This is a genomic window from Exiguobacterium sp. s168, assembly GCF_018619035.1.
GTDB classification, from domain to species: domain Bacteria; phylum Bacillota; class Bacilli; order Exiguobacteriales; family Exiguobacteriaceae; genus Exiguobacterium_A; species Exiguobacterium_A acetylicum.
This window is the reverse complement of sequence record NZ_JACSNE010000004.1, coordinates 37,358-60,311: the sequence shown is the minus strand read 5'-3', so window position 1 is coordinate 60,311 and position 22,954 is coordinate 37,358. Positions and strand designations below refer to the sequence as shown.

Annotated in this window: 26 protein-coding genes; 7 read left to right on the top strand and 19 right to left on the bottom strand. The window is 47.1% G+C overall.

All coding sequences use genetic code 11. The annotated features are described in order from the left end of the window. Positions 1-6: 6 nt before the first annotated feature. The 4 genes from deoB to KNQ15_RS04085 all read right to left on the bottom strand — a co-directional run bounded on the left by deoB (position 7) and on the right by KNQ15_RS04085 (position 3,422). Positions 7-1,179, bottom strand: a complete 1,173-nt coding sequence (gene deoB / locus KNQ15_RS04100; RefSeq protein WP_214727916.1) for a phosphopentomutase — start codon at positions 1,177-1,179, stop codon at positions 7-9. Positions 1,180-1,297: 118 nt separating this feature from the next. Beyond that, entirely contained in the window at positions 1,298-2,182 is an 885-nt protein-coding gene (gene xerD, locus KNQ15_RS04095; protein ID WP_029341179.1) for a site-specific tyrosine recombinase XerD, read from the bottom strand. 125 nt (positions 2,183-2,307) lie between these two features. After that, positions 2,308-2,790 (bottom strand): ferric iron uptake transcriptional regulator, encoded by a 483-nt coding sequence (gene fur, locus KNQ15_RS04090; RefSeq protein WP_023467675.1) that lies wholly within the window; start codon positions 2,788-2,790, stop codon positions 2,308-2,310. A gap of 101 nt (positions 2,791-2,891) precedes the next feature. After that, complete coding sequence (locus KNQ15_RS04085) at positions 2,892-3,422, bottom strand: NUDIX domain-containing protein (RefSeq protein ID WP_023467674.1); 531 nt, start codon at positions 3,420-3,422, stop codon at positions 2,892-2,894. A 165-nt stretch (positions 3,423-3,587) separates the two neighbouring features. Between KNQ15_RS04085 and KNQ15_RS04080 the strand changes: the two genes are divergently transcribed. Next, on the top strand, positions 3,588-4,442 hold the full coding sequence (locus KNQ15_RS04080) for an aldo/keto reductase (protein ID WP_029341177.1): 855 nt from the start codon (positions 3,588-3,590) through the stop codon (positions 4,440-4,442). A 67-nt stretch (positions 4,443-4,509) separates the two neighbouring features. Then, a complete protein-coding gene (locus KNQ15_RS04075) occupies positions 4,510-5,169 on the top strand; it encodes a type 1 glutamine amidotransferase domain-containing protein (protein WP_023467672.1) in 660 nt (219 codons plus the stop codon). A gap of 63 nt (positions 5,170-5,232) precedes the next feature. On the opposite strand, the gene KNQ15_RS04070 is transcribed toward KNQ15_RS04075, so the two are convergent. From KNQ15_RS04070 to KNQ15_RS04020, 11 genes are all read right to left on the bottom strand, one after another. Next, positions 5,233-5,850 carry a hypothetical protein gene (locus tag KNQ15_RS04070; protein ID WP_029341176.1) on the bottom strand — a complete coding sequence of 206 codons (618 nt, stop codon included), beginning with the start codon at positions 5,848-5,850 and terminating at the stop codon, positions 5,233-5,235. Between the two features lie 79 nt (positions 5,851-5,929). Next, on the bottom strand, positions 5,930-6,466 hold the full coding sequence (locus KNQ15_RS04065) for a PadR family transcriptional regulator (protein WP_023467670.1): 537 nt from the start codon (positions 6,464-6,466) through the stop codon (positions 5,930-5,932). A 161-nt stretch (positions 6,467-6,627) separates the two neighbouring features. Further along, positions 6,628-7,212, bottom strand: coding sequence for an NUDIX hydrolase (locus KNQ15_RS04060; RefSeq protein ID WP_214727914.1), 585 nt, complete (start codon positions 7,210-7,212; stop codon positions 6,628-6,630). Continuing rightward, positions 7,209-7,790: a CDP-alcohol phosphatidyltransferase family protein gene (locus KNQ15_RS04055; protein WP_023467668.1), complete on the bottom strand. Its 582-nt coding sequence runs from the start codon at positions 7,788-7,790 to the stop codon at positions 7,209-7,211. The genes KNQ15_RS04060 and KNQ15_RS04055 overlap by 4 nt, the downstream gene beginning before the upstream one ends. A gap of 1 nt (position 7,791) precedes the next feature. After that, entirely contained in the window at positions 7,792-8,679 is an 888-nt protein-coding gene (locus tag KNQ15_RS04050) for an ABC transporter ATP-binding protein (protein ID WP_029341173.1), read from the bottom strand. Continuing rightward, positions 8,651-9,397, bottom strand: a complete 747-nt coding sequence (locus tag KNQ15_RS04045; RefSeq protein ID WP_029341172.1) for an ABC transporter permease subunit — start codon at positions 9,395-9,397, stop codon at positions 8,651-8,653. Before KNQ15_RS04045 ends, KNQ15_RS04050 begins: the two co-directional genes overlap by 29 nt. Next, complete coding sequence (locus KNQ15_RS04040) at positions 9,394-10,152, bottom strand: ABC transporter permease family protein (protein WP_029341171.1); 759 nt, start codon at positions 10,150-10,152, stop codon at positions 9,394-9,396. The genes KNQ15_RS04045 and KNQ15_RS04040 overlap by 4 nt, the downstream gene beginning before the upstream one ends. Next, positions 10,139-11,335: an ABC transporter substrate-binding protein gene (locus KNQ15_RS04035; RefSeq protein ID WP_214727912.1), complete on the bottom strand. Its 1,197-nt coding sequence runs from the start codon at positions 11,333-11,335 to the stop codon at positions 10,139-10,141. The genes KNQ15_RS04040 and KNQ15_RS04035 overlap by 14 nt, the downstream gene beginning before the upstream one ends. A 19-nt stretch (positions 11,336-11,354) precedes the next feature. Then, positions 11,355-12,113: an SDR family NAD(P)-dependent oxidoreductase gene (locus tag KNQ15_RS04030; RefSeq protein WP_029341169.1), complete on the bottom strand. Its 759-nt coding sequence runs from the start codon at positions 12,111-12,113 to the stop codon at positions 11,355-11,357. Further along, the gene (locus KNQ15_RS04025) at positions 12,101-13,084 is read right to left on the bottom strand and encodes an MBL fold metallo-hydrolase (protein ID WP_214727910.1); all 984 of its coding nucleotides are present in this window, start codon (positions 13,082-13,084) and stop codon (positions 12,101-12,103) included. The genes KNQ15_RS04030 and KNQ15_RS04025 overlap by 13 nt, the downstream gene beginning before the upstream one ends. A 173-nt stretch (positions 13,085-13,257) precedes the next feature. After that, positions 13,258-14,697 (bottom strand): NADP-dependent glyceraldehyde-3-phosphate dehydrogenase, encoded by a 1,440-nt coding sequence (locus KNQ15_RS04020; protein ID WP_214727908.1) that lies wholly within the window; start codon positions 14,695-14,697, stop codon positions 13,258-13,260. 218 nt (positions 14,698-14,915) lie between these two features. Between KNQ15_RS04020 and KNQ15_RS04015 the strand changes: the two genes are divergently transcribed. Then, positions 14,916-15,794: a chemotaxis protein CheV gene (locus KNQ15_RS04015; protein ID WP_029341166.1), complete on the top strand. Its 879-nt coding sequence runs from the start codon at positions 14,916-14,918 to the stop codon at positions 15,792-15,794. Positions 15,795-15,841: 47 nt separating this feature from the next. On the opposite strand, the gene KNQ15_RS04010 is transcribed toward KNQ15_RS04015, so the two are convergent. After that, positions 15,842-16,210 carry an Hpt domain-containing protein gene (locus tag KNQ15_RS04010; RefSeq protein WP_064300248.1) on the bottom strand — a complete coding sequence of 123 codons (369 nt, stop codon included), beginning with the start codon at positions 16,208-16,210 and terminating at the stop codon, positions 15,842-15,844. Positions 16,211-16,332: 122 nt separating this feature from the next. On the opposite strand from KNQ15_RS04010, the gene KNQ15_RS04005 reads away from it, so the two are divergent. Next, positions 16,333-17,268, top strand: a complete 936-nt coding sequence (locus KNQ15_RS04005) for a magnesium transporter CorA family protein (protein ID WP_029341164.1) — start codon at positions 16,333-16,335, stop codon at positions 17,266-17,268. 80 nt (positions 17,269-17,348) lie between these two features. Here the strand turns inward: KNQ15_RS04005 and KNQ15_RS04000 are convergent, their stop codons facing one another. Continuing rightward, positions 17,349-18,452: a PP2C family protein-serine/threonine phosphatase gene (locus KNQ15_RS04000; RefSeq protein WP_214727905.1), complete on the bottom strand. Its 1,104-nt coding sequence runs from the start codon at positions 18,450-18,452 to the stop codon at positions 17,349-17,351. Positions 18,453-18,578: 126 nt separating this feature from the next. On the opposite strand from KNQ15_RS04000, the gene ytzI reads away from it, so the two are divergent. Beyond that, complete coding sequence (gene ytzI, locus KNQ15_RS03995; RefSeq protein ID WP_143404442.1) at positions 18,579-18,752, top strand: YtzI protein; 174 nt, start codon at positions 18,579-18,581, stop codon at positions 18,750-18,752. A 133-nt stretch (positions 18,753-18,885) separates the two neighbouring features. After that, positions 18,886-19,437 carry a hypothetical protein gene (locus KNQ15_RS03990; protein ID WP_214727903.1) on the top strand — a complete coding sequence of 184 codons (552 nt, stop codon included), beginning with the start codon at positions 18,886-18,888 and terminating at the stop codon, positions 19,435-19,437. A 52-nt stretch (positions 19,438-19,489) separates the two neighbouring features. Here KNQ15_RS03990 and KNQ15_RS03985 read toward each other — a convergent pair whose 3' ends face one another. Further along, the gene (locus tag KNQ15_RS03985; protein ID WP_214727901.1) at positions 19,490-20,074 is read right to left on the bottom strand and encodes a YdcF family protein; all 585 of its coding nucleotides are present in this window, start codon (positions 20,072-20,074) and stop codon (positions 19,490-19,492) included. 150 nt (positions 20,075-20,224) lie between these two features. Beyond that, a complete protein-coding gene (locus KNQ15_RS03980) occupies positions 20,225-21,049 on the bottom strand; it encodes an endonuclease I family protein (protein ID WP_029341161.1) in 825 nt (274 codons plus the stop codon). 337 nt (positions 21,050-21,386) lie between these two features. On the opposite strand from KNQ15_RS03980, the gene amyS reads away from it, so the two are divergent. Next, positions 21,387-22,928 carry an alpha-amylase gene (amyS, locus tag KNQ15_RS03975; protein ID WP_214727899.1) on the top strand — a complete coding sequence of 514 codons (1,542 nt, stop codon included), beginning with the start codon at positions 21,387-21,389 and terminating at the stop codon, positions 22,926-22,928. Positions 22,929-22,954 lie beyond the last annotated feature (26 nt).

Below are 22,954 nucleotides of genomic sequence, written 5' to 3'. Positions count from 1 at the left end.
CTCGAATTATAGTTCTGTTAAAAAGCTTGTTCCATGTGCCGGCATTTTGACGCCGAAGTTTTCTGCGACCGTCGCTCCAAGATCAGCGAACGTCTCACGGATACCGAGCGGTTTTGCGACACCATTTTTATGGTAAGCAAGCAGCGGTACGTATTCCCGAGTATGGTCTGTCCCAGCATGAACCGGATCGTTTCCGTGGTCAGCCGTGATGATCAAGAGATCGTCTTCGTTTAAGCGAGCAAACACTTCCGGAAGACGTGCATCGAACTCTTCGAGCGCTTGTCCATAACCTTGTGGATCACGACGGTGTCCGAACAATGCATCGAAATCGACGAGGTTCAAGAAACAAAGTCCGTTGAAATCCCGATCGAGTTGCTTCACGAGCTGATCCATGCCGTCCATGTTCGACTTTGTACGGATCGCATCCGTCACGCCTTCGCCGTCGTAGATATCAGCGATCTTACCGAGTGAGATGACATCCAGTCCTGCTGTCTCAAGCTCGTTCATGACCGTTCGGTCGAATGGTTTGAGTGCATAGTCGTGACGATTCGCTGTCCGCACCCACGCTCCTGCTTCACCAAGGAATGGACGCGCGATGATACGACCGAGCATATACGGGTCATCCCGTGTGATGTCGCGTGCATATTCACAAATCCGATACAGTTCCTCTAATGGAACGACTTCTTCGTGAGCAGCGATTTGAAGGACAGAGTCTGCCGATGTATAGACGATCAACGCGCCTGTCTCGACATGTTCTTGTCCGAGTTCGTCGAGAATTTCCGTACCAGAAGCCGGTTTGTTCCCGATGATCTTCCGTCCTGAGAACTCTTCTAAGCGATGAATCAAATCATCCGGGAACTTTTCAAAGACACGGAATGGTGTATCGATCCGCAGACCCATGATCTCCCAGTGCCCTGTCATCGTATCTTTCCCTGCAGATACTTCCTGCATTTTTCCGTATGCCGCAAGCGGTGCTTCTTCAGCTGAGACACCTTCGATCGGTTCAATATGCGAGAGACCGAGTTTTGCCATATTCGGCATATTGAGTCCGTTGCGTTCACGCGCGATATGACCGAGCGTATGTGAACCAAGATCTCCGAACTGTTCAGCGTCCGGTGCTTCTCCGATTCCTACGGAGTCCATGACGACCAAAAATACACGTTTAAATGATTGAGCCATTTGCTGTTCCTCCTATATACGAGCTGTAGTTGTGCGATTCCCGTTACGATTTTTCCCGGAAAGAGACTAGACAAAACGCATCATTTGTCTGAAGTCAGACCCTTAAAAGATAGAACCATCATGCCCGTGGATGATGTTTCTTATACACGTCGTGGAGTCGTGCTTTGTTAACGTGGGTATACATTTGTGTCGTTGACAAATCAGCGTGTCCTAGCATCTCTTGTACGACGCGTAAATCGGCACCATTTTCAAGTAGATGGGTCGCAAACGAATGGCGCAAGACGTGCGGCGTGATCTCTTTTTCGATCCCCGCTTCCTTTGCTCGTCGTTTAATCATCTTCCAAAACCCTTGCCGTGACAAACGATCACCGCGACTGTTTAAGAAGACATCGTCCGTCTGTTGACCACCAAGACTGTTACGCGCGAGATCCAGATACGTCCTAACGCTTTCAATCGATGTCGTACTCATCGGGATAATCCGGGATTTGTTCCCTTTCCCAAGACACGACAGATACCCGAGTTCGAGTTGCAAATCGTTCAACTTCAGTTGGAGCAGTTCGCTGACGCGCATGCCTGTTCCATAGAGAAGCTCAAGCATTGCTGCATCTCGTCGTGTAAGCGGATCGACCCCGACGACCGAATCAAGCAAGCGTTCGACGTCCGTTTGACTCCAGACGACCGGCAACTTTTTCTCCGGTTTCGGTAAATCAAGATGACGAGACGGATCATGTGTTGCAAGTCTCTCTTCGACCAAATATTGATGGAACGAACGGATTGAGCTCGTCGCCCGGCGAACCGTCGATCGTGACTTTCGTGCCTCAAGCAATCGTTCAATATGGTCGACGATATGATGTCGGTGAACCTGTTCGAACGAGGAAACTTCCGCTGTTTCAAGCGTCTGTAAGTATTGATTTAAATCATTTCGATACGCAGCTGCCGTATTCGCGGACATTTGCCGTTCAATCACTAAATAATTGATAAATGCTTCCAGTTGTTCACGCACTGAACTCATCCTCTTCGTTTACGAAATCGCTTACTTTCCCATCATATCAAAGGTGTAAACCGTTGTGAAGAGGTCTGACCTATAAAAATTGAAAAAGAAAAACCATCCGAAATTTCGTCGGACGGTCAGACTGTTTGTGTTTGCGATTGTTCCAACGCTTCCCGAGCATGACGCTCTTGGCAGACACGGCAGACGCCATGGAATGTCAGGCGGTGATCCTTGATTTTAAAGTGGAATCGGGACACGATTTCTTTCTCTACTTCTTCCAGCATATCGTCTAAAATCTCTTCGACGGATCCGCATTCGATACAGACGAGATGGTGATGCGAATGACTCGCACCCTCTTGTCGTAAATCAAATCGGGATACGCCATCTCCGAAGTTGACTTTATCAACGACTTCAAGCTCCGTCAATAATTCAAGCGTCCGGTAAACCGTCGCAAGTCCGATGTCGGAGTTCTTTTCTTTTACAAGGAGAAAGACATTTTCGGCACTGAGGTGATCCGACTCATGTTCGAGCAGGACACGCACAGTCGCTTCACGTTGGGGAGTCAGCTTATATCCTTTACCGCTTAGCTGTTTTTTGATGCGTTCTACACGACTTTCCATCATAACGCCCCCTTTGTTCGAACTGATGCTATTATCATAGCTGATAATCAGTCTTTTTTCAAATTAAAATGATTATCAACTGAAAATCATTTAAATGAGAATCATTTTAAAGTACGGATCTGCCAATGCTGAATTGCCATGATCGTCTTCGCATCAACGATCGTTCCATTTGCAACGAGTTCGAGCGCCTCTTCGAGCTTCAATGTCTTATTCTCAAGGAACTCATCCTCATCGAGTTGACGATCACCGGCAGTCAGACCAATCGCTTCATAAATATGTACACGCTCACTACAGAAACCAGGCGCACCGTAAAAATCAAAGACATGTCGTAACTCTTTCGCGACGTATCCTGTTTCTTCCTTTAATTCTCGTCCGGCACAATCGAGTGGATCTTCACCCTTTTCGAGTTTTCCTGCTGGGATCTCGATCGATAGACTTTCAAATGCTTTTCGGTACTGTTCCACGACGATTAGATCACCTTGTTCATCAAAAGCAATGATCGCGACGGCACCATTATGATAGACCAGTTCACGGACGGACGTATTGCCGTTCGGTAACGTGACGACGTGTTTCTCGACATCAAAGACTTTTCCTTCATAAATCACTTCACGTTCAATCGTTTTTTCTTCCATCATGTATGCCCCATTTCTATTCTAGTTTCGTTCACTGTCATGATTAGTATGCCGTTTCCGACGTATTGCCGCAAGACTTCGAAACCGTCTTTTTCATCAGATATGATACACTAGAATGCAGAAGTTCCAAACTTACAGTTCATATAAGAAAAGAGGGAATTGAACATGTCATTAGGATTAGGTACGATGACGATCTTAAAGCGCGGCCAGGAAGAAGCAACGGCAATCCTGCGGACGGCACTTGATGCTGGAATCACGCACTTCGATACAGCGGACGTCTATGCGAACGGAGCGGTCGAATCCATCATCGGTCAAACCTTCTCACAAGAGGATCGAAGTCGTTTATTCCTTGCCTCAAAAGGTGGGAATCGGATGAACGCGACCGGAACCGGTTGGACATGGGATCCGAGTTATGACTATTTGAAACAAGCCTGTCTTGAAAGTTTGAATCGTCTTGAAACCCCTTATCTCGACCTGTATTACGTCCACGGCGGCACGATTGATGATGATATCGATGCATCAATCCGCGCAATGGAAGATTTAAAAGCAGAGGGGAAAATCAAGGAATATGGTCTGTCGTCACTGCGGCCGAATGTCATCGAATATTGGCTCGAGCATAGTAATTTCTCTTACTTGATGACGCCTTATTCGTTGCTCGATCGTCGCATCGAAGAGTTGTTACCACGCTTAAAAGAGAAAAACATCCAAGTCGTCGCTCGTGGTCCACTAGCAAAAGGTCTCTTGACACATGAGAGTGCTTCACGCCTGCAGTCGGTTGATCGGTTCGAACAATTCGATAAGGAAACGCTTGAGGCAAGTCTACAAAAACTTCAAGATTTCCCGCTTCCGGCGCTTGCATTGCAAGCCATCGATCAACAGGTCGACATCGTCCTTCCTGGTGCATCGAGCGTGTCACAACTTCAGTCAAACGTCCAAGCGATGAAAGAGTCGATCTCGCAAGCTCAAATCGACCAGGCACTTGCTTCACTACCGATTCATCACTATACCGAACACCGGTGAGGTTTAACTCTTCATTTCTCCGGGAAACTCCTTCTTTGTAACGTTCATACAGAGGAGGAGTTTTATTATGGCTCGTATTTTAATCGTATCAACAAGCGCAGATGACATGAATGGTCACAAAACAGGATTATGGTTCGAGGAGTTCGCAGCACCATACAACCTGTTCAAGGATGCAGGACATGACGTGACAGTCACGTCGATCAAAGGTGGCGACGTCCCGATCGATAAAGCATCGATCGTTAAAGAAATCTTGCCGAAATTCCAAGATGCACGCCGTGCGTTGCACGACACGAAAGCACTCTCGGAAGTCGATCCAGCATCGTTTGATGCCGTTTACTTCCCAGGGGGTCACGGTGCGGTCGTTGATTTCCCGAATAACCCACAAGTGGCGGGTGCCATTGAAGCCGTCATCAAAAAAGATGGCGTCGTCGCTTCAGTTTGTCATGGTCCTGCTGCCTTTGCGCACGTCATGATCGATGGCAAACCATTCGTATCAGGTCGTCAAATCAACGGCTTTACGGATGAAGAGGAAAAATCAACAGGTCTCGAAGATAAAGTACCATTCTTGCTCGAGACGACACTTCGCGGTGAAGGAGCTACTTTCCTGACATCGGATGCAGGTAAAGAATTCGCCGTCATCGACGGCAATGTCGTCACAGGACAAAACCCGGCTTCAAGTGAAGCAGTCGCAAAACTAGTCCTCGCGAAACTCGCGACACAAGCTTAATAGATAGTATTCATACAAAATGGAGCACGCGACATCATGTCGCATGCTCCATTTTTTCATACGTTATAGACGGTGAAGTGAATCCAATCGTTCGAGATCAGCTTCTGTCTCACGTGTTTTTTGTTCGAGTCGCTTTAACTCGTCCTCGAGTTGTTGTTGTTGAGCTTGCAATGCAGATCGTTCTTCCTCTGTATAGGAACGTGATACTTCTTTTTCTTTGAGATACCACCACTTTTTGACCTTTTGAGGTGGCGGTCCGAGTTCAATCTGTTGCTCATGTTGTTGAACTTCCTCCATTTGTTCCGCATGCGCCAATTGAAGCTGCTCTAATTCCGCCTCATAGGCAGTTTGTCTAGCTTCAAGAATCGGTGTCAGGTACGCGAGGATATGCGCAGTAAAGTCTCGCTCGACGACTCGTCGTAATACATCTCGACGAAGGGAGGCTTCCGAATTGCCTATGGCATTCTCCCACACGCTCGGATCCGCTTGTTCTAGAATCTCTTCTTCTTCCGCTTCTCCGAGCCAACGTAGTTTCAGTAACAACGGTTCAAGTAGTGCTTCTTCTACATACGCCGTGAATTGCGAATACGACGTTGCTTCTCGTGTCAACGGTTCCTGATGTAAGCGAAATAAGGCTTCCGCTTCTTCTTCAATCCAGTCTTCGTAATCATTAAAATACATCGTTTAGCTCCTTACTTCATATCATCAAAAACAACACTGGCTCGAATCCGCCACCTACATGACGATCGAGCCAGTGTTGTTAGACGTTTGCTTCGTTTTTTTTGATTTCCGCGATTGCCCAGTCACACCAATCCAAGTAATTCAACATCATACGCAAGCCATACTCACTCGTCAAGGTCTCCCCTAGTGTTGCACCGTTTTCGAGATGGTCGTGACGCCAACTATGCATCATCTCGACGGCAAATTGATGGTGTCGCTTCGACTCTTCCAAATAAGCAACGGCTTCCTCTGGTGGGAGCAGATGCAAAAGCGACACCCGCATCAGGTTCTCATCCTTCATCTTCGGTTTGAATTCATTCGGTGTACGTAACCATTCAACGAGCTCCGTACGCCCTTTATCGGTGATGGAATAGACTTTCTTGTCCGGCAAGTCTTCTTGGACGATATGGACACTCGTCACGAGTTCTGCTTCTTCCATCTTTAACAACTCTCGGTATATTTGTGTATGATGTGCGGTCCAGAAGTGGATCATCTGTTTTTTAAAAGTCGCGCTTAAATCATAACCGGTCGCTTCCCCTTGGGTCAGCAGCCCGAGTAGTGCAAATCGTAATGCCACTGGCTGCACCTTCTTTCCTTCTTTTGTATATATACTTAATTATCTCAAATATATCTTAATTTCGCTACTCTTGCGTCGAACGAATGTACGATTAAAAAAGACCTGCGAGCGAAATCACATTCGATCGTAGGTCTTCATGCGTTATTGCTTTTCGATTGTTTCTATTTACGTAATTGCTCGATTCCTTGTCGTACATGTCTCCAGTAAGAAGAAGGATGCGGAACGAATTGACGACGATCGAACCATTCGCCTGTCGTGTCCTGAATGCGCTCGATGGACTCGTCAGCGATTCGTTCAAACTGCTCGATTGGAAAAGCAATCAATCGCTTCACTTCTGTTTCCTGGAGGACGTATGCGTCTATCGCTTGATCACTTTGAGCAAGAAAGACATGGCATCGCTCACAGTCCCAAAGCGACGCATCCCGAAACTCCTCTTCCTGGATGCCAAGCGGTATCAATTGATCCAATGTACACGTCAAACCAATCTCTTCCTCGAGTTCCCGGACACCATCCTCGATTGTCTCATTCGCAAGCAAATGACCGGCTGCCGTGATATCGATCATTCCTGGAAAGTCCTTCTTTTGTTCAGAACGTTGCTGGAGCAACAAGACGTCCCGCTTTGGATCATAAACGAAACAATGAAACGTTTCGTGCCACAAGCCGTTTGCGTGGACTTCCGAGCGCGGACGAGGTCCGAGCAGGTTGCCCGCTCGATCTACTGTCATGATCATCTCTTGTTCACTCATCGTAACACCTTCGAAGCTTGATGGAATCGCTCTCCGACCGTATAGAGTTCAGCAATCAAAAAGACGATTGCGATCCAAATGATGGCGCTTGGGAACAGAATCATCGCTGTCAGGAATAAAAATCCTTCCGTCCGTTCGACGAGTCCTGGTTGATATTGAAACGACTTGTAGCCGTAATTTTCACTGACCGCTCCGATTGCAAGGAACATCGTCATCCCAATGACGAATGATGCGACGAGCAACAGAATGACGACCTGCGTTTCCGGAAATCGGAGTGCAAGACCAATCAATACTGACAGCTCGACGATTCGGTCGAGAACAAGGTCAAGAATCGTGCCGATCGGAGTCGTCTTCTCTTTTCGTGCCATCGTTCCGTCGATGACATCGAGCATGCCCGAGATCCATAACAAGACAATCGCTGTTCCCATCATGTCGTTATAGACGAAAAAGCCCGTTGCACCACCGATGATACCGGAAATAATCGTCACCTGCGTTGCCGATAATCCGATTTTCTTAAATAAGGTCGCCCCTTGATCAAATAGGGGTTGAACGATTTTACGCGCACGCGTATCTAACATATCACCCCTCCTTTCTAACGATATACCCTTCTTTCACCTGAATCGTCTCGTCTGAAGAGAGCACGAGACGTTCTCCGGACGCCCGTTCTACTTCGTAGAAACGTACACCGTATTGAATGAGTTCTTTTGTAATCGTAACACGTTCATCCGTTTCCTTCGTCGGTCTTGAGACCAAGTTGACTGCCGTCAACGGATGCCATGTTTCTTCAATCTGAATGCCTTCGCCAAAAAACGGACTTGTCTGGCTAAGCGTAATCGGTGTACCATGATCGACGATTCGCCCCTGTTCTAAGACATATACCACATCCGCCATCGCCATTGCCTCTTCCCGGTCGTGTGTGACAAGGAGTGTCGTGACACCTTGTTCCTCGGTCAACTTCCGAATCAATGTCCGAAGTTCCCGTCGTCTCGGTACATCTAGACTCGAGAACGGTTCATCGAGCAACAAGAAGTCCGGTTGACTTGCTAGCGCACGAGCTAAGCTTGCCCGCTGTTGTTCACCCCCTGAGAGTTCGTGGACGGCACTTTTTTCTCTTCCCTCGAGTCCCACGCGATGTAACCAGGATTTGAGCTCGATTGGTGTTAATTGTTTTGCACCGAGACGGATGTTCTGTTCGACGTTCAAATGTGGGAACAATAGAGACCGTTGAAACATCATCGTCACACCACGTTGATTCGGCGAAAGAACAGTGACATCTCGATCCCCGAATTGAATCACTCCACTCGTCACACGTTCAAGACCCGCAATCAGCCGGAGTAGCGTCGTCTTCCCACTACCGCTCGGTCCAACTAATGCCACACATTGTCCAGACGCGATCTTTAAATCGATATCAGATAATACACGCTTCGTTCCAAATCGTTTATTGACTTGTTGTATCGTGACTTCCATTTAAACGCCTCCGTACGATTCGTATCCAACTAGAAAAAATAACGGCTTGCAACGCATAAAAGAGAACGGGCAACCCGATCAACCACAGTGTCGCGAGACGCGCCGCCCCTTGAGAATTACCGGAATACGCCGGGAACACCTCCAGTGCGATCATGCGGACGATCCCACCACCGATTAACGCCACCAGTGCATACTGACTGATCGTGATCACCGTGACGAGCAACGTCACGGATTGTAGCGTCGATCGAAGCATAGGACCCGTCAAATAGAACCAACGTTTGAATCGATTCCCCTCGATCAAAACCATCTGTTCGAGCATCCGTTCCCCGAGCGCCTGAAATCCGTTCGTGTACAAGCGAACTGTATATGGCAAGGTCGGCAGAAGTAACACGAGCAGGACACCGAAAAACCGATCTGCTAGACCAAGACGAATCCATGTCAAATAAAGACCAAAGGACAGCAACAAGACAGGAACAAACAACGGTAAACTGATCAAGAACTCCGCTATACGAACACGTTTCCCCGCTTGAAAGGCAATCGCTTTTCCTGCCATGTATCCGAAGAGATGATTCAACAACACGACGGCACAGATCATCGCGACCGTCGTACCAAGCGTCGCTTCAAGACGCGGATTCCAGTTCCACTTCCCCGGAATCAATCCGATCAAGGGGACGATGAATAGGAGCACGACGAATACAGTAGTACTAATTTTTTTCATTCGCTCCGCCCCCTACTAATCTTCGTTGCCAGTGGGCGTGTCAAACCAGTCATGAGCAACAAGAGGAAGAAAAGTCCTCCCGTCAAAACGACACTCATCGCAAAAGCGAGTGGTTGCTCTGATAAATCGCCTTGTGTATATAAATCGAACGCATAGACTCCGAGTAATTTCGGATAGGTCACACCAAGTAATGCAGGGATTTCATATGCGAACAGGATGAAGGCAAGTAAAATAAAAGCTGCTTCTAGCATCGGTACAAGTAAAAATACACCTCGCGCATGCCAAAAACGGCGCACCGGTGACAAACCGAGCATCGTACCGAGCTCTTGATAACGTGGATCAAGACGCCGGACCACCGGTAAGAGATAAAAAAAGACGAACGGAATTTCTTTATATAGATACGTCAGGATGACACTAAAATAATTCCCTTCGTGCGGTCCAATGACAGGCACATCACTGAGATAGAGGATGGCGAGATACGCCGCTCCTAGATGAGGAATGAATAACGGAATCGCAAGTAACGCGGCTAGTCGTGTTCTGCTCAAGAGCCGAGCGAGCACTACACCAATGATCAGCGCGAGCACCGTACTGACAATCGCCACGTAACTACTGACGGCTAGACTTTCTAAAAAGACATCATCCGTCAGTAGCTCGCGGTAATCAGCAGGTGAAGTCATCGAGACACTTACCCATAATCCATATAAGACCATGCCTGCCATCAAGATGGCGGCGGGATATGCGTTACCGCGCCACACGAGACGGCCATTCCTTACGGATCATCTCAAAGATGGACGGGTCGAGTTCCGTCCGGACCTTTCCTTCAAAGACACTCGGTTTCGGTGTTGACGGTGCAGCCGGTACATCAGCGAACTGTTTTTGTTCTGCCGTATCAAGTGTCGATAAATCAAGACTTGAACCGTCTCCCCAGTAAGTTGCATCATATTTTTTCAACTGCGCCTCTGGTGACAACAAGGTGTTGATCGCAACGAGTGCACCTTTCGGGTTCGGTGCATTGAACGGTACAGAAAGGAAATGTGTCGACGCGATTGAGCCCTCCTTCAAGACGATTGGACGTGTTTGTTTCGGGAACGTACCTGACTTCACTTCTTGTTCTGCCCGTCGTTCGTTGAAGCCCATCGTAAAGTCGACGTCTCCTTTTGCGTATAACTGATCAAGTTGCGCAAGCGTTTTTGGATACGTCTTCCCTTTTTTCCAAAGATATGGCTTGATTTCGTTCAAGTAAGCCCATGTCTTCTTAAAATCTGCTTTTGGATCCTTTAACGTTTCATTCGATTCGACACCATACATGACATGGCGGACGAAGGCATTCCCCGTAAAGTCCGTCACTTCCGGATAAGTGAAGCGCCCTGGATTCTCCTTGACCCAAGACTTCAACGCTTTCAAGTCGGTCGGTGGCGACTTCACATCGGCTGCGTCATAGTGCAACGTGTATTGGACTTTCCCCCACGCGGCTTCCAAACCTTCTGTTTTTGTGCCGCTATCTGAACTTTGCGCGGCAGCATCGACATACTTCATGTTCGGGAGGACTTTCGTGATTTCGCCATACAGTAAATCATCTTTTTTAGCATTTAAAAAATTATCGCCATTGATCCAGACGATATCGATGACACCTTTTTCCTTACCTGCCTGCTTCTCAGCACGCAGTTTTTGAATGATATCCGCCGTCTCGATTGGAACCCGTTCTAAGGTGATGTTGTGTTCCTTCTTCAGACGCGGTGCTACGTACTCATCGATGTAGGCATTGATGCCGTCATCGCCGCCCCACATGTACATCCGAACCGTTGATTTTTCCGCTTCTTTTTCAATCGTCTGATATGAAGTCCCTAAGACATTTTTCGGTTCCGGTGTTGCATCCGGTGTCCCACATCCTGCAAGCAGGGTACTTAAGGCAAGAAAGCTGATTACTTTTGTTTTCATTCGTTGTTCTCCTCCGTCATCACTTTTTGTCGAAACCTGATTTTCCTAACCACTCAATCAGCTGCGGCATAACGCCGTATCCTTTTGCCGAAAGCTCCATCCACCATGGTGCATTGACTTCTCGCTTGCGGCGCCGCATCGCCCGAACGACGGTCTGTGCAAGTTGTTCTTTTGATAAGACGATCGAAGCGACGTTTTTTTCATACTTTCGGCTAATGTCCGCTCTTACGAAAAATTCCGTCGCGATTGGTCCGGGATTAACCGTCATGACATGGATACCTTTTGGACGTAATTCCAGACGCAATGCATTCGAAAACTGTAACATTGCCGCTTTCGTCATGCAGTAGATCGTTGACTTCGGTGTCGGCAACTTGCCCGCCTGACTTGCAACATTGACGATCATGCCACCTTTTTTGAGTAATGGCAGACATGCTTTCGTTAAGCGAACGGGACTTAAGACATTGATTCGGTGCATCGACTCGATCGTTTCAATCGAGGTGTCGTCTAGGAAGCTGAATTCCCCGAAACCTGCGTTGTTAACCAACACATCAATGTATCCATAACGATCAGCCAACATCTGCGCCAGTGCTTCCGGCGCTTCTTCTAAATCATAGACAAAGTAGTGCGCTTGAAGTTCAGATGCTAATACTTGTAATCGCTCCTCGCGTCGTGCGACTAAAATCAAGTTCGCACCTTCTTTGTGTAAAGTACGGGCTAGCGCTTCCCCAAGACCACTCGAAGCTCCTGTGATGACGATTGTCCGGTTCATGAGTTGCATTTAACTTCCTCCATTTTCGAATAGTAGAGGATACCTGATCGTTTCTCAACCGTAATCGCACCACGTGCGACGAGCGTATCAAGGCGTGCCTTCATTTCACTCATGACGAGTGGGAATGATTTTTTTAATCGGTTACCATACGTCACTTGTGCTAATTCGAATAACGTGTGCTCTCCAGAAAAATACTTGAGTAGTTGATCGCCGCGCGCCTTGCGTTGCATCAACCGTTCTTCGACGAGTGCCGCAACATCCCGAATCGGGGCACCGTGTCCGGTATAGGCGATTCGGATTTGTTCACCTTGTAGTTTTTCTAAGGAGTCGAGGTACGCAAGGACAGGTCGTTTGACGAGCGCATCATCTCCTGGTTGCGGTTGTTCGAGCAACGGGTTCGGTTCGACCCGGTCGAGCAAATGATCGGCTGCGAACAACACACCATCATCACTTAGAATTCCGATTTGGTCACTCGCATGTCCTGGTAGTTCGATGACACGGTATCGCCCAGACTGTGTGATGGCGTCACCTTCTTGTAATGTGAAATCGAGCTGACCTTTCCCAAGCCATTTCAAGGCAGATTGATAGCTTGGTAACATTTCTTGAATGGCTGACGGAACACCAAACGATGTCGCCAATCGCTGCAAGAACGCATCTCCATTGTTCAAGAACGTCTCATCCTGTTCCAAGTACGGGCGTAACCGCGCATGTCCGTAAACCGGAATCCCTTTTTCTGAAAAGCGATGCGCCATCCCAGCGTGATCCGCATGGTGATGTGTCACGATGACACGATTGAGATCCTCGACTTGAAGATCATGTCGTGCCAAAATTTGTTGCATCGCTTGCCACGCTTCAAGTGTATCGGGGCCACAATCAATGAGGATGTTCTCCCCTTCTGTTCGTAATACGTAGCAGTTCACGTCTCCTACCGGAAATGGTGTCGGAATCGGAATCGAAATGATTTCGTCTGATACAGTCATGCCTACACGCCTCTTTTCTCTCGTCCATTTTCTTTCATTATAGAGAGAATGAAGCTATAGCGCCAAACTTTGTGCGTCAACGGATGATATTTGTTGTTTAGCATACGTTAGCGCTTCAAAAACGGATGCACAAAAAACCGACCTTTCCGCAGATTGAAAGGTCGGTTAACAACTTATTTTAAGTTAAGAACTGTTAATTTATCACGCGTCATCGAAGCGAGGCTTCGTCCGACACCTTGTACGCCGAGACCCGATGATTTCACACCGATGAATGGGAAGTGGTCAGGACCACGTTCCGTCCGGCCATTGATTTGAACAGAACCAGTTTCAAGCGCATCTGCTACCGCAAACGCTGCATCGATGTTCTCTGTGAAGACACTTGCTTGAAGACCATACTCTGATTCGTTCGAGTACGCGATCATCTCGTCAACCGAGTTAACACGGATGATTGGGAGAACTGGTCCGAACGGCTCTTCCCAAGCAACGCGCATGGCGCGTGTCACATTGTCAAGAAGCGTTGGTTCAATCAAGTTTGCCGTACGTCCACCACCAGTGACGAGCGTTGCACCTTTATCAGTTGCATCCGTGATCAATCCTTCGACGAAATCCGCTGATTTCGTATCGATGAGTGGTACGACGACACTGTCTTGTTCAGGTGAACCGACTGTCAATTTCGCGATTCGTGTCTTGAGTTCTTCAATGAGTGCATCCGCTTGGTGATCAAGAACGAAGACGCGTTTGATTGCTGTACAACGTTGACCTGAGTAAGAGAACGCACCACTAATGATATGGTCTGCCGCAAGTGACAGGTTTGCATCTTCAAGGACGAGTGCTGGGTCTTTTCCGCCAAGTTCGAGGACGAGTGGAATCATTGCCGATTGACGAGACAAATGTTGCCCTGTTCCTGTACCACCAGTGAATGTAATCATGTTGATTCCTGGGTGAGCTGTCAAGTAATCACCGATGACCGATCCACGACCTGTGACGATATTGACGAGTCCAGCCGGAAGACCTGCTGCGACGAGTGCCTCGACCATCAAGATACCGCTGATCGAACCTTGTGTTGCTGGTTTGAAGACAACAGCGTTCCCTGTCATGAGTGCAGGTGCAAGTTTTGCTGCTGCCAAGTTAACTGGGTAGTTGAATGGTGAGATCGCGAGCACAACGCCGAGCGGTGCTTTTTTGATGACTGCGATTTTTTTCGCGCTACCGCCAGGGAACGAATCCCCTTGCATCATCTGACCGTCGAAACGAAGACCTTCTTCCGCTGTGTAGCGAATGATTTCAGCTGTCCGTTTGACTTCTTTGACGCCATCCGCACGTCCTTTACCGACTTCGCGCATGATGACTTCACCGATTTCGTCGGCACGTTTCTCGAGTTCCGTTGCCCACGCATGAAGCAATTCAGCCCGTTTGTTTGCCGGTTGCTTTGCCCATTCTGCTTGTGCCGTTTTCGCTGAAGCGATGGCACGATCGACTTCTGGTTTCGTCATCGCTTGAACACGACCGACAAGATCCTCTTTATATGGTGAAGAGATTTCAATCGTCTCTTTTGATTCACTTTCATGCCATTGCCCATCTAGTAAAAATGTGTAGGTTGTTGCTGTAGTCATTCCACTCTACCTCCATTTATTTTTATCTCTCTCATTTCAGTGTGTGGCTGCATAGCTTATTGTAATCAATTGGTCAGACAAATGCCAAACTTTTTGCTTAACATATTATGAAAGCGATTACAACACTTTTTTTGTCAATTCAGAACTAGAATTTTTAGCGTAGCATGCCGATAACTAGTCAGAAGTGAAGTGAAGGTAATGGAAAGGGGCACAACCATATGTATAATCAGCACGATATTTTATTAGAAGCCGGTACGAATGAACTCGAGATCGTCATCTTCCATTGCGGTCCATATACGTTCGGAATCAACGTCATGAAGGTCCGGGAAATCATCGTTCCGCTCCCAATGACACCACTCCCAGGTACACCGGACGCTGTCAAAGGATTGATTGAACTGCGTGGCGAAGTCATGACAGTCATCGATTTGCCGACGGTCATCGGTGTTCCCCACGACGAAGCAACCGAGGATCGATTGATCATCTGTGAATTTAATGGAGAAAAGAGCGTCCTGCGTGTCGATTCCGTGACGGAAATCCGTCGTATCTCATGGGAGCAGATCGATACACCAAACGAACTCGCTCGTGGCATCGAAGGACTGACGAACGGTGTCGTCAAAACAGGCGACAAGATGATTATCCTGCTCGACTATGAAAAAATCGCACTTGAGCTCTCACGCAAGGATATCTTCGCCCGCGAAGAAGGACGACGCGTGCAGTCCCGTGACCGATCCGACAAAGTCATCTGGATTGCCGAAGACTCGGAAATGCTCCGGACATTGATCATCGAAACACTCGAGGAAGCCGGTTACCACGGACTGAAATGGTTCATCAACGGCAAAGAAGCCTTTGATGCTTTCGAACAAGGAAGTAACTGTGATCTCCTCATCACGGATATCGAGATGCCGAAGATGGATGGACTCCATTTGACAAAACGTCTTCGTGAGGACGATCGCTATGGTGAGTTACCAATCATCGTCTTCTCGTCGTTGATTTCCGACGATTTACGTCATAAAGGCGAGTCCGTTGGTGTCAATGCACAAATCACGAAACCGGAAATCGGTCGTCTGATCGAGACAGTGGATTCTTACGTCTTGTAAATCAAAAAAAGCCGACATGAAGTCGGCTTTTACTATTTATTTCATCCTTAACGTAAAGCGTCAATGTTTTTCCCAGTAAAGACATCGAGCCAGACGACACGGAATTCCACCATGCATTGCTCAATCCGATCGACGATTTCTTGTGTTCCGGTCATCGAACCAGATTCTGCTTCTTTTTCAAGCAGTTCGAAATCATCCGCTAAATCATCAGCAGCAACGGAATAGGAAGCACCTTTTAACAAGTGAGCCAGCTTTTCAGTTTGCTCAGCATCTTGTTTGGCGACGGCATCTTTTAGTTCAGGAAATTTCCGATCGAACTGTGCGATATACGTCTCTCCGATTTTTTGAAGAAACGCATGGTCTCCACCTGCGATCGATTGAAGTTCTTCGAGCTTCTTAGCATTAAAAAAAGGCATGTCTTCCCCTCCTCTGTTTTCATCTTATCACTAATCTTCATAAAAAAAAATCGGAGAATCATTTACACGCCGTCGTATCTATTTCTATAATGAGACAGTGAAGAGCAGGAGGGATAGACAATATGTTGACGATTTATCGAAGCGATGTCACCGGGGCAGTCAACGAGATACAGGAGTTCACGAAAGGTTCCTGGATCCATCTTGTCAATCCGACAAAGGACGAAGCCGACCAAGTCATCGCTGCTACGAAAATTCCAGAGGATTTCATTTATGACCCTTTGGACGTGGAAGAAAAACCACGTTTTGAAAAAGATGAAGAAGGTCTTCTGATGATCGTCGACGTTCCCTACATCGAAGAAGAATCATCAGGACGCCGTTATAATACGATCCCGCTCGGTATCATCGTGACATCCCGTCATTTTATCACCGTTTGTTCGCAACAGCTCGATGTACTGACGTTATTCTCGAGTGGTAAGTTGCGAGGATTCCGGACGAATTATCGATCGCGCTTCGTGTTCCAGATTCTCTATAAAGTCAGTTCTTCGTATCTACGTTTTTTGCGTCAAATCGACCGTCGTATGGACGAACTTGAGGAAGAACTTCAACGTTCGATGCGAAATCAAGAAATCTTTCAATTGATGAACCTTCAAAAATCATTGGTCTATTTCATGACGTCATTGAAATCGAACGATGGTGTCCTCGACCGGATCATCAAGACACCGAGTCTCGAGAAGCACGAGGATGACGAAGACTTACTCGAAGACGTCTTCGTCGAACACCGTCAAGCAATGGAGATGGCACAAATCTATAAAGATATCATCAGTTCGACGATGGATACATTCGGTTCCGTCATCTCGAACAATGTCAACTTCGTCATGAAGTTCCTTGCTTCGATTACGATCGTCATCTCGATCCCGACGATGATTTCCGGAATGTTCGGGATGAACGTTCATGTTCCGTGGGAAGGTGAAGTCATTGGTTTCTGGATCGTCTTCGGAATGATGATTTTCTTCTCAGGCCTTGCCGCATTTATCCTATGGCGGAGAAGGTTCTTTTAGTTCAAGTAGATTCAGAGCTTGTAAGACTCAAAAAAGACTCAGTGACGGTGTTTCCGTCGCTGAGTCTTTTCACTTACAGGTTAATTGATTTCGACCGTCACGAGACACAGGTCATCCGCTTCATCGCTCTGATCCGGTTGAATCAACTGATGGATGCTCGGTCCTTGTTGTTCGATCAGGTTCTGGATAGCGTGGATTCCCTCATCGATACCTTTACTGTACAATTCCATGAAACCATCCGTGTACAGGTAGACACATCCTGGTGAGACGATGTCGATCGTCTTGCTCGAATATGTCGAGTCTTCAAACATACCGACAGGAAGTCCCGTATTCTCAAGCGGAATGATTTGATCATTCATGCGCAACAAACCAGGCGGGTGCCCTGCGTTCGCATAGCTGAGCTTCATCTCATCTAGGTCGATGTAGAGGTAAACGGCAGTGAAATAGATTTCTGTCTCGTCTCCTGGGAACAATCGACTCATCTGCTGATTCAATTCTTCGAGTACTTGTGCTGGATCACCAATCCGGTGCACGAGTTCGAATAAAATCGAGCTCATTCCCATCGTGATCAGCGCAGAAGAGACACCGTGTCCCATGACGTCAAACAAGATGATGCCGTATTTATTCTGAGAGATGCGGTACCAGGCGTACATATCTCCCGCTAGTTTCTTAGACGGGATATACGTCGCCATGATGCGGATCTCATCGTCTTCAATATTCGCACTGAGCACACTCTGTTGCAGTTTTTGCGCCAAATCAAAGTCTTCCTGTAATACTTTTTCATATCGTTTTCGCGCATCGATTGCTTGCTTCAGACCGATCGCGTTACGAACTCGCGCGAGCAATTCCGTTTTACGGATTGGTTTCGTTGTATAATCGGATGCCCCTGCATTCAGTCCATCAACGATATCTTCTTCGTTTGATCGCCCGGAAACAATCAGAATTGGCAATTCATCGAGACCAAACCGTTTTCGAATCAAACGTGTCGCTTCGATTCCGCTGATCCCTGGCATTTCGACGTCGAGGAGAACGACGTCCAACTGTTCAATGAATAACGGATCGTCCATTAATTCGATTGCTTCTTCCCCACTCATTGCTTTGACGACGTCATAGCCTTCATTTTCTAACAAGCGCTCTAAGAGCATTAAATTGGTTAACTCATCATCTACGACCAAAATACTCATCCGCCGTCACCTCGTTCCGTTTAACATGTTTATCTGAAATTAGTTTAGCACACAACCTACAATTTCGTTTAGACGGAAGCTGCGTTTTCCGTCATACTAGAAAGTGAACGAAAGGAGGAGTGGACTATGTGGTTATATGTCGTCTCCATTCTCATCATCGTATTCGTCTTGGTCGCCTCGATTATCGTCATTTCCAAAGGATATGGCTACAAGGGCAACAAAGATGATATCGAAATCGATTATGATGAAATCAACCGAAAACTTCGTCACGAAAAAGATGATGATTCATTCAACAAATGAACCTCTTAGACCATCATATCACGGTGGTCTTTTTTGTTTCATTTCAAATACATGTTTTTTTTAGATGTTTTTGATTCAGTCACAAGGGTATATCCATATCATGGTCAAATATTATCTCAAGGGAGTGTTCATCATGGAACCGAAGCTTCAACATGATCCACACGCAGTACACGCAGAACAACCGAATCGCCAGTTCGATCAGGAAGAATCATCAGGTCGTCAAATCAACCTCGTCACAGGGATGTTGCTCGGTGCCCTTGTTGGCGGTTTATTGACGCTACTTAGTTCTTCGTCCCGCCAAAATACGAAACAGAGTTTACGTGGTGCGAAAGATTCCGTCTCGACCCTCGCCTCTTCCATCAAGGAAGATCCTTCAGGTAAAGCATCACAAGTCATCACTCAAGTGAAGAGTGCTTCAAGCATCATTCAAGAAGTCGCGTCTGATGTTCAGAATGTCTATGATAAAGTGAACAAAGAACTTGAAACGGTGAAGTCAGATGCCTCGACGGTGAAAGAGACAGTAAATGAGACGAAAGGTGACTTAAATGCTATCAGCAATAAAGTCGTCGAAGCGAAGGATGTCGCACTCGGCAAAGAAGAACCACCAGCAGAGCATGATGCTTCCGACAAACAAGCAAATGACTCTCAATCTTCTGAGGAAAAACATAAAGGTGAAGGCATTTAATCATTCAATGCACTTCTTCTTTCTCCCCGACATGTTTAGCGTGTCGGGGATTTTAGCGTAGAAATTGAACAACGATCGCAACGCGTTCGCGCATCCCGAATCGAAGAACTCCTGAAAGTGGCGTTTCAGCCGGAATCGCATCCGTCCGTAAACCGAGTTGCTGTGCTTCTTTACGAGCACGGTATAAGTGGAAATCCGACGTGACGATTGAAACTTGATTAACATCATTTGGCAACAACGCTTTTGAAAACTTTAGATTTTCTGTCGTTGATGTCGAGTCGGCTTCAAGGATCAATCGCTCTTCAGCAATCCCGGACGCCATCATTCCGCGTCGCATCGCTTCTGCTTCTGAAATATCTTCATCCGGACCTTGTCCACCACTTAAGATGAAGCGGACTTCTGAATGTTGTTTCCCATATGCAGCAGCTGCCTGAATCCGATTATGTAGGATTTGCGAAGGTTTTTCTCCTTTGACACCCGCACCGAGGACAATGACATACGGTGACGTCCCATCAGCGAGTGGTCGCTCCCCTTTATTGACGAAAATACCGACACTGTACCAGAAGGCGACACAAGCGACGAGCCCCCCACCAACCATCCATTTGATGTTTCGTTTGTTAAACGTGCGTTTGATCATACCGTACGACCTTTCTACTAAAAAATGGCTTACGGTAAGCACTACGCATGATTCTTCAAAAAGTTTCAAGACCGTGGTGCTTCACAGCATAAAAAATGCGATCTTCTCTTCTCTTGAGAACATCGCATTTTCCTATTGATTGATTCGTCATCAATTTCCCCAAATTGATGTTACGTATTCCGGATGATCGATGAACGGATTCCGGTTTTTTTGCCACTTCTCGAAGATGACATCGTTGCGACGTTTCTCGAAGCTATCGACTGGGTCAAGCTTATTCCATGCTTTCAGCGTCGACAATTTGCCGTGTAACGGATTCGAACCATTATTGACGTTTTCTGAGGCTTCGAGATCGATTTCTCCGCCACCTTCATAACGAACCGCCATGTAGAAGATCATCCGCGCGATATCACCTTTGACACGGTTTGGTGGTTCCCACGAATCGCTATCGCGGTAGCAATCACATCCACTGTACTTCGTACCGCCATTATCGAAATCTAGATTCCCACGTGCGCTGTTGACGACGACATCTTCCGGACGCAAGTGATGCAAGTCTGTTCCAGGACCGTTCGTCGTACCAAAGTCACCGTGTGACTTGGCCCAGACATGTTCACGATTCCACTGACCGACATTCCCACCGTTACTGCTCTTTGAAATCGATTTCCCCGTGTATAACTCGATGACGTTATTCGCATTGTTTGGATCTTGATCCGTTTCTTTCAGTGCTGTCCATACCGTGTCGTATGACACTTGTGTATGGTTGTCAATGATATCGTGCAGCGATGCCTTCAACGCTGCCCCTGTCTTGCCCGCTGCTGGTAAATAATACGCATCGATCGTCGATTGTGACGTGACCATCTGCGGACCTGCTGAAACTTGTTTTGGATCAACTGTTTTTGCTGTAACCGGTGTAAAGACGATTGACCCGAGTGCAAGTGTTGCGGCAAGCGCACCTGTGACCTTTGACTTCCAGTTCATGTGTGTTCCCCCTTGAATGGTATGTATGAAAGCTGGTGTTACACGCTCATTTTCACACCGAATCCATTCCTGGTGGAAGATGGACGATAGACCTGCTTTTTTGAAGATGAGTCGTCGTTCAGAATATTCATCGAAAGGCAACGGTTAGATGGTCCTGATTTTTTTCATTCATGACGTCAATCCCATCAAAATAGTTCTTCAGAAGAAATATTCTAGGGTCAAAAGTCACGAACAAAATAGACTTACAAATAAGAATCCGGGACGATATTCCTCCTGTCTAAAGCTTCCCTATAATAAATAATGCAAGCGCTTTCACAAATCATGAGGAGGTCTTTACGTGAAACAAAAAAGATGGATTTTAGCAACCGTCGCATCCGCTGCTTTTTTAGCGCCACTTGTGCAACCGATTGCAGTCGGCGCAACGGCTGACAACGGAACGATGATGCAGTATTTCGAATGGTATGTGCCAAATGACGGTAACCACTGGAACCGTCTCGGGAGTGACGCAACAAAGCTTGATCAACTCGGAATTACATCGGTCTGGATTCCCCCTGCTTACAAAGGTACCTCGCAAAATGATGTCGGGTACGGTGCCTACGATTTGTACGATTTAGGTGAGTTCAACCAAAAAGGAACGGTCCGTACGAAATACGGCACAAAGGCGCAATTAAAAACGGCAATCGGACAATTGCATACCGCTGGAATCGATGTCTATGGCGATGTCGTCATGAATCATAAAGGTGGCGCCGATTTCACGGAAGCCGTCACGGCAGTCGAAATCAATCCGGGTAACCGTAATCAAGAAATCTCGGGCGATTATCAAATCCAGGCATGGACGGGATTCAATTTTGCAGCACGAAATAACCTATACTCAAACTTCAAATGGAAATGGTACCATTTCGACGGCACGGACTGGGATCAATCGCGTTCAAAAAGCGCCATCTACAAGTTCCGCGGTACCGGTAAAGCGTGGGATACGGATGTCTCAACTGAAAATGGCAACTATGATTACTTGATGTATGCGGATCTCGACTTCGATCATCCAGAAGTCCAGCAAGAAATGAAGAACTGGGGAAAATGGTACGTCAACGAACTTGGTCTTGATGGGTTCCGTCTCGATGCCGTCAAGCATATCAAACACGGTTACTTAGCGGACTGGCTCGCAAACGTTCGTCAGACGACGGGTAAACCATTGTTCACAGTCGCAGAGTATTGGCAGAACGATCTCGGCACGTTGCAAAACTACTTAAGCCGAACGAATTATCAACAATCCGTCTTTGATGCACCGCTTCATTATAAGTTCGAACAGGCAAGTAAAGGCGGCGGGTATTACGACATGCGGACGATCTTTGACGGTACTCTCGTTAAGAGTAATCCAGTCCAGGCCGTCACACTCGTTGAGAACCATGATTCGCAACCTGGACAATCGCTTGAATCAACGGTTCAGTCATGGTTCAAACCGCTTGCTTACGCGATGATCCTGACACGTGAACAAGGTTATCCGTCGGTCTTTTATGGTGACTACTATGGTACAAAGGGCACGTCGAATCGCGAAATTCCAGCACTCGCTTCGAAGATTGATCCGTTACTCAAAGCACGGAAGGACTTCGCGTTCGGGAAACAAAATGATTACCTCGATAACCAAGACATCATCGGTTGGACACGTGAAGGCGTCTCAGACCGGACGAAATCCGGTCTTGCGACAATCCTTTCAGATGGTCCTGGCGGTAGCAAGTGGATGTACGTCGGTCTTCAGAACAAAGGAGAAGTTTGGACAGACATCACCGGTAACAACACGAAGTCGGTTACGATCAACCAAGATGGCTACGGTCAATTCTTCGTTAACGGTGGTTCGGTCTCCGTCTATCGTCAACAATAAGCAATCAAAAAGGACTCTTCCATATA